A 14,347-nucleotide genomic window follows, 5' to 3' on the forward strand; every position below is an offset into this window, starting at 1 on the left:
CGACGATGCTGCGGGTCTAGGTCGGGCTGTGCCAGTGCATGTCTTGGTCGGCCGGCGCGCATCCGGCTGACACCTACGATTGCCGCCACCCGGGATGTCCGGGTTGGCGGCGATCGTTCTTTTCGGGGAAAGTGGTGGCTATTTTGCTGATGTGTCGCATGTGACCAAGTACGGTGACCTTCACGTACGAGTGGAGGGTGTGCCGTGGACTCGTATCGGATGTTCCGTCATGTCGCCCTGGTCGCGACCGTGTTCGCGGTCATGCTCGCCTCGGCCTGCCCGGTCAACGCCAACCCTCGCGACGACCAGAAACGCATCGAGGCGGAGATGGCCCGGGCCGGTTCGATCCTTGAAGGAGCCACCGAGCGGGCGCAACAGGCGGCGAAGCTCCTCGCCGCCGCCAACGGCGCCATGCCCGCCGCACAGAACCTCGTCGCGCAGCGCCGGGGTGAGGTCGCCGCCGCCGAGACGGCGGCCAGCACCGCGCGGCGCAAGGCCGACGAGGCGCAGGGTGCGCTGAAGGCCGCCACCGCCCGGTACGCCGAATCCGAACGCCAGGTCGAAGCCGCCCGGGCACGGGCCGCCGGCTTCGTCGTCGCCAACTACAAGGGCAGCGACCTGGCGACCGTCAACATGCTCCTCGCCGCCCGTGGCCTGCTCGACGCCGCCGACCGGTACGGCTACTTCGAGCGGATCATGAGCACCGAGAAGGCGGCCATCGACGCGCTGACCGACGCCCGGCTCGACGCCAAGCAGAGCCAGAACGAGGCCACCCTTGCCCGCCAGGCCGCCGAGACCGCCCGGATCGAGGCCGATCGGGCCCTCGCCGACGCCCGGGCCGCCCAGGCGCAGGCCGAGGCCGCCGCCGCCCAGGTCGTCGCGCTGACCACCCAGCGCACCGAAGCGCTCGCCATCGCCGAACAGGAGCGTGGTGCCAGCCTAGCCAAATACGAGGAGGCGAAGCGGGAAGCCGCCCGGATCGAGGCGGAACTCGCCGCCTGGGAGGCCCGGCAGGTGGGGAACCGGCCGGGCGGCAACGCCGCACCGCCGCCGGTCAAACCCGGGGCCAGGTTCCTGATGCCGGTACGCGGCTGGAAGTCCAGCGACTACGGCATGCGCTTCGACCCGTACTACCGGGTCTGGCAGCTGCACGCCGGGGTCGACATCGCGGCCGGCGGCGGGCAGCCCATCCACGCCGCCGCCGACGGCACCGTGATCCGCGCCGGCTGGAACGGCGGCTACGGCAACTACACCTGCCTCAGCCACGGCAGGTCCGGCGGCAAGGGACTGAGCACCTGCTACGCCCACCAGTCCAGCATCGGCGTACGGGCCGGCCAGTACGTGCGCCGGGGCCAGGTCATCGGCCGGGTCGGCACCACCGGCGCCTCGACCGGCAACCACCTGCACTTCGAGGTGCGCCTCAACGGTTCCCCCACCAACCCGCTGAGCTGGCTCCCCGGCTGCCTCTGCTGACCCTCGCCCGCGCCTCCCGCCCCGCGATCTTGCAGTTATCTCCCCCTTAAGTCCGGTTTGTCGGGCGACAAGTGCAAGATCGACGGGAAAGGGCGGGGCGGGTCGTGCGTTGATCCGGGTAGCATGGCTCGGCTTGACGCCGGGGAGAACAGAAGGAGGTGTGCCGATGCCGCGGGAAAAGGGGCGCAAGGTCGTCGCCTCCAACAAGAAGGCGCGACACGACTACGCGATCCTCGACACGTACGAGGCGGGCATGTCGTTGACCGGCACCGAGGTCAAATCCCTCCGGGCCGGGCGGGCGTCGCTCGTCGACGCGTTCGCGCAGGAACGGGACGGAGAGATCTTCCTGTACGGGATGCACATCCCGGAATACGCGATGGGCACGTGGACCAACCACGAGCCGCGCCGCACCCGCAAGTTGCTGCTCAAGCGGCTCGAGATCAGCCGCATGATCGGCAAGCTGCGGGAGAGCGGGCTGACCCTGGTGCCGCTGTCGGTCTACTTCTCCGACGGCTGGGCCAAGGTCGAGATCGGCCTGGCCAAGGGCAAGAAGACGTACGACAAGCGGCAGGACCTCGCCAAGCGCGACGCCGACCGCGAGATCCAGCGCGCCGCCGGCCGGCGGGGCAAGGGCATGTACGACTGAACCACCGGCCGCCGCCACCCCGGACCGATGGTCGTGGGCGGCGGCGCCGGACCGGTCCGGCGGTATCCGGAATGAAGTCCGTGGCGCGAGACGTTACGCTTACGTGGCTGCAACCGGTGCGGCACATCCAGGGGGTGACTGGTTTCGACTTCGTACGTTGCGGCAGGGGAAGCGAGCCGAGGAAGCCGACGTCGTCTCGAGAATCGTTCGTCGGAAACCAATAAGCGCCAAGCAAAATCGCGCTGACTTCGCTCTCGCCGCCTGAGGCGAGTAGCAAGTCTGTCGGTCTGAGCACGCCTTCGGCCCAGTAACCGGCATCAGCTAGAAGGCTGGCCAACCGGACCTCGTCGCGGGGTCCGTGCGGTGAGACTAATCGCGACTGAGCCCGTCACACCGACTCGCTCGCGTGATCGGTGGGGCCGAGAAAGGCACAGCGAGCTGCGCTCGGAGAAGCCCTGTCAAGGCGCCGAAGGACCCGGGTTCGATTCCCGGCACCTCCACCAGGCAGCGCCCCCGACCCGAACCGGGTCGGGGGCGCTTTGCTGTCCGGGCCGCCCCGGGTGGAACCTGTGGCCGCCGCCCGGCGTCCGACTGGTATGCGCCGTCTCGCCAGTGTCCTCGCCGTCGCCCTGTGCGTCACGCTGACCGCCTGCGGGCAGAGCCCGGGTGGCCCGGGCGACCCCGCCCCGGACCCGGACGGGTTCGCCGAGCGGGCCACCGCCGTCGCCGAGAACTGGCGGGCCCGGCCCGCCGACGCATGGCACACCGGCTATCTGCCGCTGCAGAACGCCACCGTGCTGGCCGGCAACCCGAAGCTCACCGCCGACGCCGAGATGGCGTTCAACGCCGGCTGGTACACCCTCAAGACGACGCTGCCGACCGACCCGCCGCCCGGGGGAGTCGTCCGGTTCGCCGACGGGGAGCTGCCGACCGCACTGGTCGGCGCCGCCGAGGCGTACCGGGAACTGGACCAGGGCGACCCGGCACCGTGCCCGCAGCAGCCGGGCGGCGCGCAACCGACGCCGACCGGCGGCCCGGACGAGTCCGTCAGCTCCGCCGCGCCGTGCGGCGTGCTCACCGTCACCGGGGTCGAACTCGGCGAGGTGGCCGTGCTCACCAGTCGCGGCGAGGCGCGGGTCCCGGCCTGGCTGTTCCAGGTCGCGGAACTCCCCGTTCCGGTCGCGCGGGTCGCGGTCGCGCCGGCCGACACCGCCGCGCTGCCGCAGGTGGCCGAGCCGACCGGGGCGCCGCCGGCCGGACTGGTCACCGTCCAGGACCTGTCGGACGTCGACGGCAGCCAGATCACCTTCCGGCTCGGCATCGGGGCCTGCGACACCGACCCGAAGCCGTTCGTCGAGGAGTTCGACGACGCGGTCGTGGTCAGCGGCACGGTGACCAGGCCGACCGCCGGCGCGTGCACCGACCAGCTTCTGTTCGAGCCGGTCACCGTGACGCTGGCCGCGCCGCTCGGCGACCGGCCCGTCCTCGACGCCGTCACCGGCCAGCCGATGCGGCTGCCCATGTTCCGATGATCCCGTGTGGAGGAGGGGGATCCAGATGTGTACGGTGCCCGCTCAGGGCAGGTCGAACGGGAGCTTGATGCCGTCGAGCGCGTTCGGACACGGGCAGGAGCGCTCGGCCGGCAGCGCGGCGACCGCGTCGAGCAGGACCTCACGCAGCCGGGCGGTGTTCTCCGCGAACACCCGGAAGACCTCCTCCTGCGTGACGCCGTGGCCACCCTCCACCCCGGCGTCGAGGTCGGTGACCAGGGCCACCGAGGTGTAGCAGAGCGCCAGTTCCCGGGCCAGGACCGCCTCCGGGTGGCCGGTCATGTTGACCACGGCCCCGCCGATGCTGGTGTACCAGCGCGACTCGGCCCGGGTCGAGAACCGCGGACCCTCCACGACGACCATCGTGCCGCCGTCGGTCGCCGCGACGTCGTGACCGCGGGCCGCGTCGAGGACCACCGTACGGCCGACCGGGCAGTACGGGTCGGCGAACGAGACGTGCACCGCACCCCGGTCGTAGTAGGTCTGCACCCGACCGGTGGTGCGGTCGATCAACTGGTCCGGCACGACGAACGTGCCCGGCCCCAGCTCCGGCCGCAGCCCGCCGACCGCGCACGGCGCCAGGACCTGCCGTACGCCGATCGACCGCAACGCCCACAGGTTGGCCCGGTAGGGGATCAGGTGCGGCGGGTGGCGATGGTCCCGCCCGTGCCTGGGCAGGAAGGCGACCGGCCGCCCGCCCACCTCGGCGATCGTGATCGGATCGGACGGTGCGCCGTACGGCGTCTCGACGATGTGCTCGGTGGCGCCGTCGAGGAGCGCGTAGAGGCCGGATCCGCCGATGACGGCGATTTGCGCATGAGGGCTCACCCGGCTTAGCTTTCCCGCCCCGCCAGAAGCCCGCAAGCTCCCGCGAGACAGGTCCCCGTGGCCCTTATCGGCGGCCAGTTCAGCAGGCTATGGTGCGAGGCATGGCGTTGAGGTGGCAGCGGTCCGAGGTCGGTAACTCCCGTGTCCATGGCGCCGAGTAGCGGGTCACGGCCGTGCACGGAGAGGGGCAGGCGATCGGCGGACGGTCGATGGAGTCGCTGACCGGGCAACTGCTCGTCGCGGCACCCGCGCTGAAGGATCCGAACTTCGACCGTACCGTGGTCCTGCTCGTCGCCCACGAACCCGGCGGCGCGCTCGGCGTGGTGCTCAACCGTGCGACCGAGGTGCCGGTCGCCGACGTCCTGTCGTCGTGGGGCGCGCTCGCCGGCGAACCGGCGGTGCTCTTCGAGGGCGGTCCGGTGCAGCCCGAGTCGGCGATCTGCCTGGCCCGGATGCGCACCCCCACCCGCCGGCTGAAGGGCTTCCACCAGGTGTCCGGCGCGGTCGGCACCGTCGACCTGTCCGCCGACCCGGAACGGCTGCGGGAGAGCATCACCGGCATCCGGGTCTTCGCCGGCTACTCGGGCTGGTCGCCCGGGCAACTGGAGGACGAGATCGCGGGTGGCTCGTGGTTCCTGCTCGACGGGCTGCCCGGCGACGCCTTCGTGAACCGCCCCGACGACCTGTGGTCGATGGTCCTGCGCCGCCAGGGCGGCATGATGGCCGCGATGGCCCACTTCCCCTCGGACGTGGCCGTCAACTGACCCGGTCGCGCTCCCCGTTGATCAAGGGCTTGTTGCGGGAAGAGGCGGACGAAACGCCCACGGTTTCTCCTCGATCAGCCCGGCAGTGCGGGTCGATCAGCGTGGCGGCGCGGGTCGATCGGCATGGCAGCACGCGGGGGACCCTCGGATGTGACCGGGCGGGCCGGGGTGTGTACTATTCCGTCAGTGCCCGAGAGATCGGGGACAACCGGGGGCCGTGGCGCAGCTGGTAGCGCACCACACTGGCAGTGTGGGGGTCAGGGGTTCGAGTCCCCTCGGCTCCACCCGTAAGTATCGAAGGCGTTCGTCAGGCATGACGGACGCCTTCGGTCTTTCCCAGGTCCGGTGGTCGTCGGCGACTCGATCCGTCGGCGGCATTCACCTTCAGCGCGTTCGCCATCGGCCGGATGATGCCCGGAAAGCGCCGTGGTGATCGACCCGAACTCCCGTACGGCCGCATTGCTCGCCTGGTGCGGAAACTCATTGATATCGGCCGTGGGCACCTGTGGGTCGGAGGACACTGACGCCATGGCTACGGTTACGTTGATTCGGGCGAACCCCGTGTTTCAGGCGTACGGCGAAGCGGCTTGGAACGTGGTCGCGGGTGACCGTGACAACTATTTCGGGTGGTCGGTCCGCCCGTTCCAGGCGAGAGACTCGGCGCTCCTGACCGGGGTCGCCGCCCACTCCGACAACAATCTCAACCAGAGCACCGACCTGATCGTGCGGCTCTCGCCCAATCAGGGGCCGGTCGGGTCCGGCGGACTGATCCGCATCACCGGGGTGATGGTCAGATGAGACTTCGGGTCGTCTACGACGAGGGCGGGCGCATCGTCGCCGCGGCCGCCGTACCGGAACGGGGCGACGACAGCGTCGTGGTGACGCCGCTGGCCGGACCTCGCCAGGTCGCGGCCGAGGTCGACGTGCCCGACGAGATGGCCGGCGAAGGGCTCGACGTGATCTGTACCCGGATGCGGGTCGACCCGACGAACGGACGACTCACCCCCGACGAGACCGGCCGGTGAGTCGACCCGCCCGGGGCACAGCCCGGGTGGCGGGTCCTGGTGGCCACCGGCCGCGACGGCGGCCGTGGTCGGATCGCGTCGACCACGGCCGCCGTACGCCGGTCAGCCCAGCTTGCCGGCGCCGGCTCCGGCGCGTACGAGGGACGGCACCCTGGACGCCGGGTCGAGCCGGTAGCCGTAGTACGTACCCGGTTCGATGACCGAGCCGGCCGTTTCCGGTACGCCCGAGTTGACGAAGATGTTGTCGCGCTGCACCGCCCGGCCCGGCCCGCTGTCGGCGTAGCCGCTGGCGGAGAAGATCGGGTACGGCACGTTCTCGAAGTAGTTGCCCTCGACCACCACGCCCGCGTTCTCCGTCGACGCGACCGCGTACAGGTCGTTGTTCAGGAAGTAGTTGTTGTAGACGTGGACGGGTTCGGCGAACCGGATCCGCGGGTGGCGCTGCCGGCTGTTGTCGAAGAAGTTGTGGTGGATGCTGACCTTCAGCTTGCCGATGTCGGTCGAACCGGCGCCGTCGGAGTGGCTGATCAGCATGCTCTTGTCGGCGTGGTCGAAGTGGTTCCAGGAGATGGTGACGTAGTCGGCGCCGCGGACCACGTCGATGGAGCCGTCGACCGCGCCGGTGAAGGTGTTGTGGTCGATCCAGATGTGGTGCGACTCCTGGCCGACGTTGATCGCGTCGTCGTCGGCGTCGGTGAACCGGATGTTGCGGACGATCACGTTGTACGACCGGTAGAAGTCCAGCCCGCCACCGGTGATCTCGGCGGTGGAGCCGATCCCGATGATGGTCTTGTTGGGCCGTACGCCCTTCTTGCTGCTGATCCGGATCACGCCCTGGACCTGGATGACCAGCGGGCCGATGGTGTCGATGTACTCGAGGAAGTCGTTGGCGTTGGTGGCGGTGACCACCGGGCCGCCGGCCCCGCCGGTGGTGCCGTTCTGCCCGAGGGCGTTCAGGCTCGCGAAGCCGCCCGGCCGGTCACCCGCGACCGGCGGCGGCGTGGTGGGTGGTGGCGTGGTGGGTGGGGGCGTGGTCGGCGGCGGGGTGGTCGGGGGCGGAGTGGTCGGCCCCACCGTCGGTGTCACGGTCGGCGTCGGACCCGGCGTGACCGTGGAGACGGTCACGTCGTCGAAGTTGGCGCTGGCGTTGAAGGTGGCCAGGCCGACGCCCCCCGAGGCATACCGGGTGTCGGTGGCGACCAGCGGCGTGCCGCCGTCGACCTGGCCGGTCAGGGTGGTGCCGGACACCCGCAGGCTCAGGGCGTACCAGGTGCCGGCGGATACCGGCACCGAGGCGCTGGCCAGCGTCGTGCTGGACCCGCCGGCCAGCCGCTTCAGCTCGACGGTGTTGTTGCCGCGCAGCGCCAGGTAGTAGTAGCTGGTGGTGGAGGTGACCCGGGCCAGTACGGCGGCGAACCGGTCGCTGCCGCCCAACGCCGTGGGCTTCACCCGGGCGGTGACCGTGTAGTCGGTCCAGTTCGCGGCGCCGGCCCGCGCCCTGGCGTTGGAGCTGGTGCCGGCCTGGCGCAGCACCGGCCCGCCGTCGGCGGCCACCGACCAGGTGCCGCCGGAGGTCGTCCAGCCGGTGTGGTTGCCGTCGTTGAAGTCGTCGGTGAACAGCGTCGCCGCCTGGGCGTTGCCGGCGACCGTGAGCATGGCGGTGGTGAGCAGTGCCGCGAGTCCGGCGGCCAGCGCGGCGCGGCGCCGTACGGAGGTTCGTCTCATCGGGTCAGCCCAGCTTTCCCACCCCGGCACCGGCCGGGACGATCGTCGGGATGTCGGCCGCCGGGTCCAGGCGGTAGGCGTAGAACCCGCTCGGTTCCGGCACCGTGCCCCGGGTCTCGATCGGGTGGTTGCAGTCGACGAGGATGTTGCCGCGCTCGACGATGCGGCCCTGGTCGCCGCTGAAGACCACCCGGCCGGGATTGTTGACGCTGTAGAAGTAGTTGTTCTCCATCAGCACGGCGGCGTCGTACGTCGACGCGACGCCGTAGCTGTTGTCGAAGTAGTAGTTGTTGTAGACGTGCGCCGACGCGGAGAACCGGACCCGCGGGTTGCGCTGGTCGGAACGGTCGAAGAAGTTGTGGTGGTAGGTGACCCGCAGCCGGCCGATGTCCTGTGCCCCGGCGTCCTCGTCGTGCCCGAGCAGCAGGGTCTTGTTGTGGTCGAAGAAATGGTTCCAGGAGACCGTGACATGGTCCGACCCGCGCTTGATGTCGACCGCGCCGTCGTCGCCGTTGGAGAACGAGTTGTGGTCGATCCAGATGTGGTGCGAGAACATCTGCACGTTGATCAGGTCGTCGGTGGCGCCGGTGAGGTGCAGGTTCCGGATGATGATGTTGTGTACGGCGTTCGCCGGCGGTGCGGTCACGTTGTCGTCGACCGGCAGGCCGATGTTGAGCCCGCCGCCGCTGAGCGTGGCGTTGCCGCCGAGGCCGACGATCGTCTTGTCCGAGGTCACGTCGTACATGCCGTCGCTCGCGCCGGTCGGCAGGTTGATGGTGCCGGCGACCTGGATGACGTACGGGCCGGGGCGGGCGATGTAGTCGAGGAAGCCGGCGGTGTCCCGTACGGTGACGACCGGTCCGCCGGCCCCGCCGGTGGTGCCGTTCTGCCCGAGTCCGGCCACGCTGGCCCACCCGTCGGGCTGCCCGGCGGGCGGCGGCGTGGGGTCGGGGCTCGGGGGGTTGGTCGGCGACGTGGTCGGTGCGGCGGTAGGGCTGGTCGTCGGGCTGACCGTCGGTTGTGGACCCGGGGGAGCGGTTTCGACCGTCACGTCGTCGAAGCCCGCGGCGGCGTACCGGGCCACCAGTCCTGCCTGACCGGTCAGGTAGGCGGCGTCGGAGGCGGTGAGCGTCGGCCCGCCGGTGACCCGGCCGGTGAGGCTGGTGCCGGAGACCTGCAGGCTCAGCGTGTACGCCGTACCGGTGGTGACGCCGAGCGCGGCGGTGGCCAGCGGGGTCAGCGTGCCGCCGGTCCGCTTGCCGAGCACGAGGCTGCCGGCGGTGACGCCGAGGTAGTAGTAGTTGCCGCTGCCCTGGACCCGGGCGGCGACCCCGGCACCCGCGTCGGCGCCGCCCCACGTGGTGGGACGTACCTCTGCGGTGACCGTGTAGTCGGACCAGCCGGCCTGGCCGGTGCGGACCCGGGCGTCGGCGCTGGTGCCGCGCTGCACGAGCGCCGGGTCGCCGGCGACCGGCTCGACCCGCCAGGAGCCGCCGGAGGAGCTCCAGCCGTTGTGGTTGCCGTCGCCGAAGTCGTCGGTGAACAGGGTCGCGGCCTGGGCCGGGGGCATGACGGCCAGCAGCAGGGCGGTCAGCGTCCCGGCCAGCCCGGCGGCGGCCGGTACGCGCCAGCGTCGGATGTTCACGGGTTGATCCTTCCCACGCCGGCGCCGGCCGCGACGAGCTGCGGGACCTGGGCCGCGTTGTCCAATGTGTACGAGTAGTGGGCGCCCGGTTCGCCGACCGAGCCGTTGACCTCGCAGGTGCCGGAGCGGAGGAAGACGTTGCCGCGCTGGACCAGCCGGCCGGGGCCGGAGTCGGCGTACCCGCTGGCCGAGTGGCAGGGGAAGGCGACGTCCTCGAAGTAGTTGCCCTCGACGAGGACACCGGCGTTCTCGACCGAGACGACGCCGTAGAGCCCGACGCCCTTGTAGTAGTTGTTGTAGACGTGCACCGGGTCGCCGAACCGCACCCGCGGGTGGCGCTGGTTGGAGCCGTCGAAGTAGTTGTGGTGGTAGCTGACCTTCAGGTATCCGATGTCCTGGGTGTAGGAGTCGGAGTGGCCGAGCAGCATGCTCTTGTCGGTCTGGTGGAACCTGTTCCAGGAGACGGTCACGTAGCTGGACCGGTGCTTGACGTCGACCGAGCCGTCGAAGCCCGGGTGGAACTCGTTGTGGTCGATCCACACGTGGTGCGAGCCGTTGTGGACGCTGATCGAGTCGTCGGAGGCGTTCCGGAACGTGATGTTGCGGATGATCACGTTGTTGCCGGGCCGGGTGGTGGTGCCCATCTGGAGGCCGCCACCGGTGATCTCGGCGGTGCCGCCCAGACCGAGGATGGTCTTGTTGGCGACCACGGTCACCATGCCGGAGACCTGGATCCGGCCGGAGACCAGGATGACGTACGGGGTGTTCGCCCCCGCGTAGGTGGCGAGGTCGGCGGCGGTGGTGACGGTGACGGTCGGGCCGCCCGCGCCGCCGGTGGTGCCGTCGAGCCCGAGCGCGGGCACGCTCGCGTAGCCGTCCGGCTGTCCGGCCGGCGGCTGCGGGGGCGGGGTGCCGGTCGGTGTCGGGGACGGGGTGGGGGTGCCGGTCGGCGGGGTGGTCGGCGTCGGCCCGGCGGTGTCGGTCACCCGTACGTCGTCGAAGGAGGCGCTGGCGTAGTAGGTGGCCAGCCCGATGCGGCCGGAGCCGATCGTGCCGTCGGTGGCGCTGACGACGGGGCGGCCGTCGACGAAGCCGCGCAGGCTGGTGCCGAACGCCTCCAGGCGCAGCGTGTACCACGTGCCGGTGGTGACGGTCGCGGGGGCGGCGGCGAGCGTGGTGTGCCCGCTCGATCCGCGCCGGCCGAGCAGCATCTGCCCGTCGCCGCCGAGCGCCAGGTAGTAGTAGGTGGTCGTGCTCTGCGCCCGGGCGAGCACGCCGGCGAAGCGGCCCGCGCCGTTGAACGCGGTCGGCTTCACCCGGGCCTCGACGGTTTGGTCGGTCCAGGTGTCACCGGCCCGGGCCTTGGCGTCCGAGCCGGTGCCCGACTGCCGGTAGACGGTCGACCCGTCGGTGTCGATCGACCAACTGCCGCCCGACCTGCTCCAGGCGCCGGCGTTGCCGTTTTCGAAGCTGTCGGTGAAGAGGGTCGCGGCGTGTGCGGAGGTGACGCCGGCGGCGGCCAGGGCCACGGTGACCGCGCCGGCCACCGCCATGGCCAGACCGGCTTGCCGGACAGAAGATGAAAAGATCATATAAATCCCCCTCTCTAGCCGCGAGCGGATGCGCGCGGGCGAACGGTGATTCCGGAAAGGGTGGGACGGGCTGGTGTTAACACGGCCGTAACCAGCACTTCCAAACGTAAGGAAAGGGCTTTCCTTGAGTCAAGGGCATAGACGTGCAAGAATGTTGCACCGCGTCGAGGCGGGGCGATGGGTGCTGTCGCCAAGGTCGGAGAGCCCGCCCGGTTTGTAGACTCTCAACCCTTTCGCAGTCATCCCGGTTTGCAGTCCGGTTGCCGTGCCGGCCCGCCGGGGATCTCCGTGCGGCCAGGTCGCAGCGCTGTGGGAGGCTTTGGTCCATGGCGCACCCAGCGGGCGAACGGCAGCCGAGGATCGCGATCGCCGGTCTCGCGACCAGCCATCCCTTCTCCGACGCGGCCACCATCGGGCGGCTGCGTCCCGGCGCCGCCTTCGACGTGTGGGACGCCGACGCGGACCGGGTCGCCGAGTTCGAGCGGCGCAACCCCGGCCACCACGCCCACGACCGGCTCACCGACCTGGTCGACCGCAAGCCGGACGGGATCATCCTGACCCTACGGCCGGATCAGGTCGCGGCGGCGCTCGACGTCCTGCTCCCGCTCGGCGTACCGGTGTTCGTCAACAAGCCGGCGGCCGCGACACGGTCGCAGCTGCGGGACCTGACCGCGCGGTGCGAGCCGGTCGCGCACCGCGTCCTGACCTCGTCGGTCCTGCGTTTCGCGGCGCCGGTGGCCCACCTCGCGGGGCGGCTCGACCGCGACCGGGTGTTGTCGGCGCGGGCGGTGGTCCGCCACGACGTCGGCCGCTGGGCGCAGGGGTCGACGCCCTGGCAGGACGATCCGTCGGTCGGTGGCGGTGCGATCGTCACCATGGGCCTGCACGGGGTGGAACTGCTCGTCGCGTTGCTCGGCCGGCAGGCGCGGACCGTCGCGGCGACCAGTGCCCGCCGCATCTATCCCACGCTGCGCAGCGCGGACTCCGCCACCCTGCTCCTGAACTGGGCCGACGGCGTGCAGGGCACGGTCGACGTGGTCGGTGCCGCAGAGGCCGAGAGCTACGGCGTCAGCGTCGAGACGGCCGACGGCCCGATCGGGTTCGACCTGCCCGACGGGTCCGCCGACCCGTTCGGATACGCGCGTACGGTCGAGGAGTTCCTCGCGATGGTCGAGGTCGGCGCCCCCTCGCCGGTCGCCTGGCCGGAGACCGTCGCGATCCTCGACCTGCTGATCAGCGCGGTGGAGCTGGAGTCTCGCTCCAGTCGATGAGTTCCTGGAGCCGTTGCCGCGTCGCCGTGCTCCCGCCGCCCTCGTGCCCGTTGTACGGCCACACCGTGATCCGCTTCTCGCCCGCGTAGTGGTTGTAGGCGGCGAAGACCGTCGACGGTGGACAGACCCGGTCCATCAGGGCGACGGAGAAGTGCGCCGGCGTGGTGGCCCGCGCGGCGAAGTTCACCGTGTCGAAGTAGGACAGCGTGCGGAACACCTGCTCGACGGCATCGTGCCGGGCGCCCAGGTAGCGGGCGATCTCGGCCCGCGAGCCGGCCGCCCCGATCTCGATCGCCCGCCGGAACCCGGCGAACGCGGGCACGTCGAGCAGCGCGACGCCGAGGTCGGTGCGTAGCCCGGCCAGCGCGATCCCGACCCCGGCGCCCTGGCTGCCGGCCACGATCGCCGTACGGGTGACGTGCGGGGCGGCGACGGTCAGCGCGTCGACCGCCCGGTACGCGTCGACGTAGAGCCGGCGCAGGTAGGACGTCTCCGGCGCCGCGATCCCGCGGGTGAGGAAGCCCGGCACCTCGCTCCCGGTGGCCTCGCCGGGGTCCGGTGTGCTGCCCGGGTGGTCGGACTCGGCGCCCTGGCCGCGTACGTCCATGACGAGGACGGTGAACCCGGCGGCGGCGAACGGCAGCCACTGGTGTGGCCAGCCACGGCCACGGCCGTACCCGGGCAGGTGCAGCACCCCGACGTCGCGGCGCGGGCCGGCGGTCGGGGTGAGCAGCCAGCCCCGGACGCGCTGCCCGCCGAATCCGGCGTAGTCGACGTCGTCGACCGCGATGCCGGGAAAGAGGGCCGGCTCGGGGTGCAGCCGTACGTCGGGGGTGCCGGCGTGCTCGTCGAGGGTGCGCCGCCAGAACCCGTCGAAGTCGGCGGGCTCCTCGCGCTCGGGCCGGTGTTCGCGCAGCACGTCGAGCGGCAGGTCGAACCAGCTCATGACCGGTCGGCTCCTTCCTGGTCGCGGGGGAGCGGCCGCCAGTCCAGCAGCGACCGCGCCGAGTCGTCGTCGATGGTGGTGCCACCGGCGTCGCCGGTGACCGCGATGGCGGCGTACGGCGGTCCGCCCCGGTGCAGCGTGCGTTCGGTCGCCTCGGCCAGGTCGTCGGGGTGCAGGGCGGCGAAGGCCGGGCCGCCGTCGAGGGCGAGCCGGACGGCGGGGTCGGTCGGTGCGGCGGCCGGCGATTTCCAGAGTGGCCAGAGGCCGGTGGTGGTCGGGTGGCCGAGCCGGAGCGACGTGACGGTGAGCCGTTCGTCGGCGACGGCTGCGCAGGCGGTCTCCGCCAGGCGCTTGCCGAGGCCGTACGGCTCGGTCGAGTCGGGCCGGTCGTCGCGGGTGATGCGGCGCCGGCCGTAGTCGCGGAACACCGACAGCGAGCTGACGTGGACGAACCGTGGCACCCCGGCGGCGTGGGCGGCGTACAGGGACTGGACGACGCTGCCGACGTTGACCCGCAGGGCGAGGTCGACGACGCGGGAGTCGGTGGCCGCCGCGCCGCGCGGGACGACGGCGGCGAGGTGCACGACGGCGTCGTGCCCGGGTACGGCGGCGCGCAGCGCCTCGGCGTCGGTGGCGTCGAGGGTGACCGTCCGGATGCCGGTGGTCCGGGGCGGGCGCAGGTCGGCGACGGTGAGTTCGTGCCGGTCCCGCCAGGCCGCGGTCAGCGCGGTGCCGACCGCGCCGGCGCCGCCGATCAGCAGGATTCGCATCGTCGGGTTCCTTCCGGTGGTCAGGGGCCGAAGGCTATCTTGACATTAACGGTCCGGGCCGTAAATATGAGGTGACCCGACGTCGCTCGGACGTCGCTGCCTTTCGAGGAGA

The 14,347-nt window shown here is 71.4% G+C and carries 13 protein-coding genes, 1 tRNA gene and 1 other RNA gene; 9 read left to right on the forward strand and 6 right to left on the reverse strand.

Annotated elements, in window-relative coordinates; genetic code table 11:
• The first annotated feature begins 204 nt into the window (after positions 1–204).
• The 4 genes from QCD66_RS05075 (at position 205) to QCD66_RS05090 (ending at position 3,651) form a co-directional block, all read left to right on the forward strand.
• Positions 205–1,473: a peptidoglycan DD-metalloendopeptidase family protein gene (locus QCD66_RS05075; protein WP_375735736.1), complete on the forward strand. Its 1,269-nt coding sequence runs from the start codon at positions 205–207 to the stop codon at positions 1,471–1,473.
• Positions 1,474–1,639: 166 nt separating this feature from the next.
• Complete coding sequence (gene smpB, locus QCD66_RS05080; protein WP_364216124.1) at positions 1,640–2,119, forward strand: SsrA-binding protein SmpB; 480 nt, start codon at positions 1,640–1,642, stop codon at positions 2,117–2,119.
• Between the two features lie 130 nt (positions 2,120–2,249).
• Positions 2,250–2,622, forward strand: a transfer-messenger RNA (tmRNA) gene (ssrA, locus tag QCD66_RS05085).
• 93 nt (positions 2,623–2,715) lie between these two features.
• Positions 2,716–3,651 (forward strand): hypothetical protein, encoded by a 936-nt coding sequence (locus QCD66_RS05090; protein ID WP_375735737.1) that lies wholly within the window; start codon positions 2,716–2,718, stop codon positions 3,649–3,651.
• Between the two features lie 42 nt (positions 3,652–3,693).
• Here the strand turns inward: QCD66_RS05090 and QCD66_RS05095 are convergent, their stop codons facing one another.
• On the reverse strand, positions 3,694–4,497 hold the full coding sequence (locus tag QCD66_RS05095) for an S-methyl-5'-thioadenosine phosphorylase (protein WP_375735738.1): 804 nt from the start codon (positions 4,495–4,497) through the stop codon (positions 3,694–3,696).
• 209 nt (positions 4,498–4,706) lie between these two features.
• Here QCD66_RS05095 and QCD66_RS05100 point away from each other — a divergent pair, with 209 nt between their 5' ends.
• The 4 genes from QCD66_RS05100 to QCD66_RS05115 all read left to right on the forward strand — a co-directional run bounded on the left by QCD66_RS05100 (position 4,707) and on the right by QCD66_RS05115 (position 6,286).
• On the forward strand, positions 4,707–5,261 hold the full coding sequence (locus QCD66_RS05100) for a YqgE/AlgH family protein (protein WP_375735739.1): 555 nt from the start codon (positions 4,707–4,709) through the stop codon (positions 5,259–5,261).
• 211 nt (positions 5,262–5,472) lie between these two features.
• Positions 5,473–5,545, forward strand: a tRNA-Ala gene (locus tag QCD66_RS05105).
• 244 nt (positions 5,546–5,789) lie between these two features.
• Complete coding sequence (locus QCD66_RS05110) at positions 5,790–6,059, forward strand: hypothetical protein (protein ID WP_357533645.1); 270 nt, start codon at positions 5,790–5,792, stop codon at positions 6,057–6,059.
• A complete protein-coding gene (locus QCD66_RS05115) occupies positions 6,056–6,286 on the forward strand; it encodes a hypothetical protein (RefSeq protein ID WP_364216137.1) in 231 nt (76 codons plus the stop codon). The genes QCD66_RS05110 and QCD66_RS05115 overlap by 4 nt, the downstream gene beginning before the upstream one ends.
• A 102-nt stretch (positions 6,287–6,388) precedes the next feature.
• On the opposite strand, the gene QCD66_RS05120 is transcribed toward QCD66_RS05115, so the two are convergent.
• The 3 genes from QCD66_RS05120 to QCD66_RS05130 are packed head-to-tail and all read right to left on the reverse strand — an operon-like array spanning position 6,389 to position 11,209.
• Positions 6,389–8,011, reverse strand: a complete 1,623-nt coding sequence (locus QCD66_RS05120) for a LamG-like jellyroll fold domain-containing protein (protein WP_375735740.1) — start codon at positions 8,009–8,011, stop codon at positions 6,389–6,391.
• 4 nt (positions 8,012–8,015) lie between these two features.
• Complete coding sequence (locus tag QCD66_RS05125; protein WP_375735741.1) at positions 8,016–9,656, reverse strand: polysaccharide lyase family 1 protein; 1,641 nt, start codon at positions 9,654–9,656, stop codon at positions 8,016–8,018.
• The gene (locus QCD66_RS05130; RefSeq protein ID WP_375735742.1) at positions 9,653–11,209 is read right to left on the reverse strand and encodes a family 16 glycoside hydrolase; all 1,557 of its coding nucleotides are present in this window, start codon (positions 11,207–11,209) and stop codon (positions 9,653–9,655) included. Before QCD66_RS05130 ends, QCD66_RS05125 begins: the two co-directional genes overlap by 4 nt.
• Positions 11,210–11,574: 365 nt before the next feature.
• Here QCD66_RS05130 and QCD66_RS05135 point away from each other — a divergent pair, with 365 nt between their 5' ends.
• The gene (locus QCD66_RS05135) at positions 11,575–12,519 is read left to right on the forward strand and encodes a Gfo/Idh/MocA family protein (protein WP_375735743.1); all 945 of its coding nucleotides are present in this window, start codon (positions 11,575–11,577) and stop codon (positions 12,517–12,519) included.
• Here the strand turns inward: QCD66_RS05135 and QCD66_RS05140 are convergent.
• Both QCD66_RS05140 and QCD66_RS05145 read right to left on the reverse strand, forming a co-directional pair.
• Positions 12,482–13,465 carry an acetylxylan esterase gene (locus QCD66_RS05140; RefSeq protein ID WP_375735744.1) on the reverse strand — a complete coding sequence of 328 codons (984 nt, stop codon included), beginning with the start codon at positions 13,463–13,465 and terminating at the stop codon, positions 12,482–12,484. The two genes, QCD66_RS05135 and QCD66_RS05140, sit on opposite strands and share 38 nt — an antisense overlap.
• Positions 13,462–14,235 carry an NAD-dependent epimerase/dehydratase family protein gene (locus QCD66_RS05145; RefSeq protein ID WP_375735745.1) on the reverse strand — a complete coding sequence of 258 codons (774 nt, stop codon included), beginning with the start codon at positions 14,233–14,235 and terminating at the stop codon, positions 13,462–13,464. The genes QCD66_RS05140 and QCD66_RS05145 overlap by 4 nt, the downstream gene beginning before the upstream one ends.
• Positions 14,236–14,347: the final 112 nt, after the last annotated feature.

The organism is Polymorphospora sp. A560, from assembly GCF_045781765.1.
GTDB classification, from domain to species: Bacteria; Actinomycetota; Actinomycetes; order Mycobacteriales; family Micromonosporaceae; genus Polymorphospora; species Polymorphospora lycopeni.

Excerpts from the sequence above, each read along its gene's own strand:
- QCD66_RS05140 (WP_375735744.1), bottom strand. The coding sequence starts at position 13,465 with ATGAGCTGGTTCGACCTGCCGCTCGACGTGCTGCGCGAACACCGGCCC.
- QCD66_RS05090 (WP_375735737.1), top strand. The coding sequence starts at position 2,716 with ATGCGCCGTCTCGCCAGTGTCCTCGCCGTCGCCCTGTGCGTCACGCTG.
- QCD66_RS05130 (WP_375735742.1), bottom strand. The coding sequence starts at position 11,209 with ATGGCGGTGGCCGGCGCGGTCACCGTGGCCCTGGCCGCCGCCGGCGTC.
- QCD66_RS05120 (WP_375735740.1), bottom strand. The coding sequence starts at position 8,011 with ATGAGACGAACCTCCGTACGGCGCCGCGCCGCGCTGGCCGCCGGACTC.
- QCD66_RS05115 (WP_364216137.1), top strand. The coding sequence starts at position 6,056 with ATGAGACTTCGGGTCGTCTACGACGAGGGCGGGCGCATCGTCGCCGCG.
- QCD66_RS05110 (WP_357533645.1), top strand. The coding sequence starts at position 5,790 with ATGGCTACGGTTACGTTGATTCGGGCGAACCCCGTGTTTCAGGCGTAC.
- QCD66_RS05135 (WP_375735743.1), top strand. The coding sequence starts at position 11,575 with ATGGCGCACCCAGCGGGCGAACGGCAGCCGAGGATCGCGATCGCCGGT.
- QCD66_RS05100 (WP_375735739.1), top strand. The coding sequence starts at position 4,707 with ATGGAGTCGCTGACCGGGCAACTGCTCGTCGCGGCACCCGCGCTGAAG.
- QCD66_RS05145 (WP_375735745.1), bottom strand. The coding sequence starts at position 14,235 with ATGCGAATCCTGCTGATCGGCGGCGCCGGCGCGGTCGGCACCGCGCTG.
- smpB (WP_364216124.1), top strand. The coding sequence starts at position 1,640 with ATGCCGCGGGAAAAGGGGCGCAAGGTCGTCGCCTCCAACAAGAAGGCG.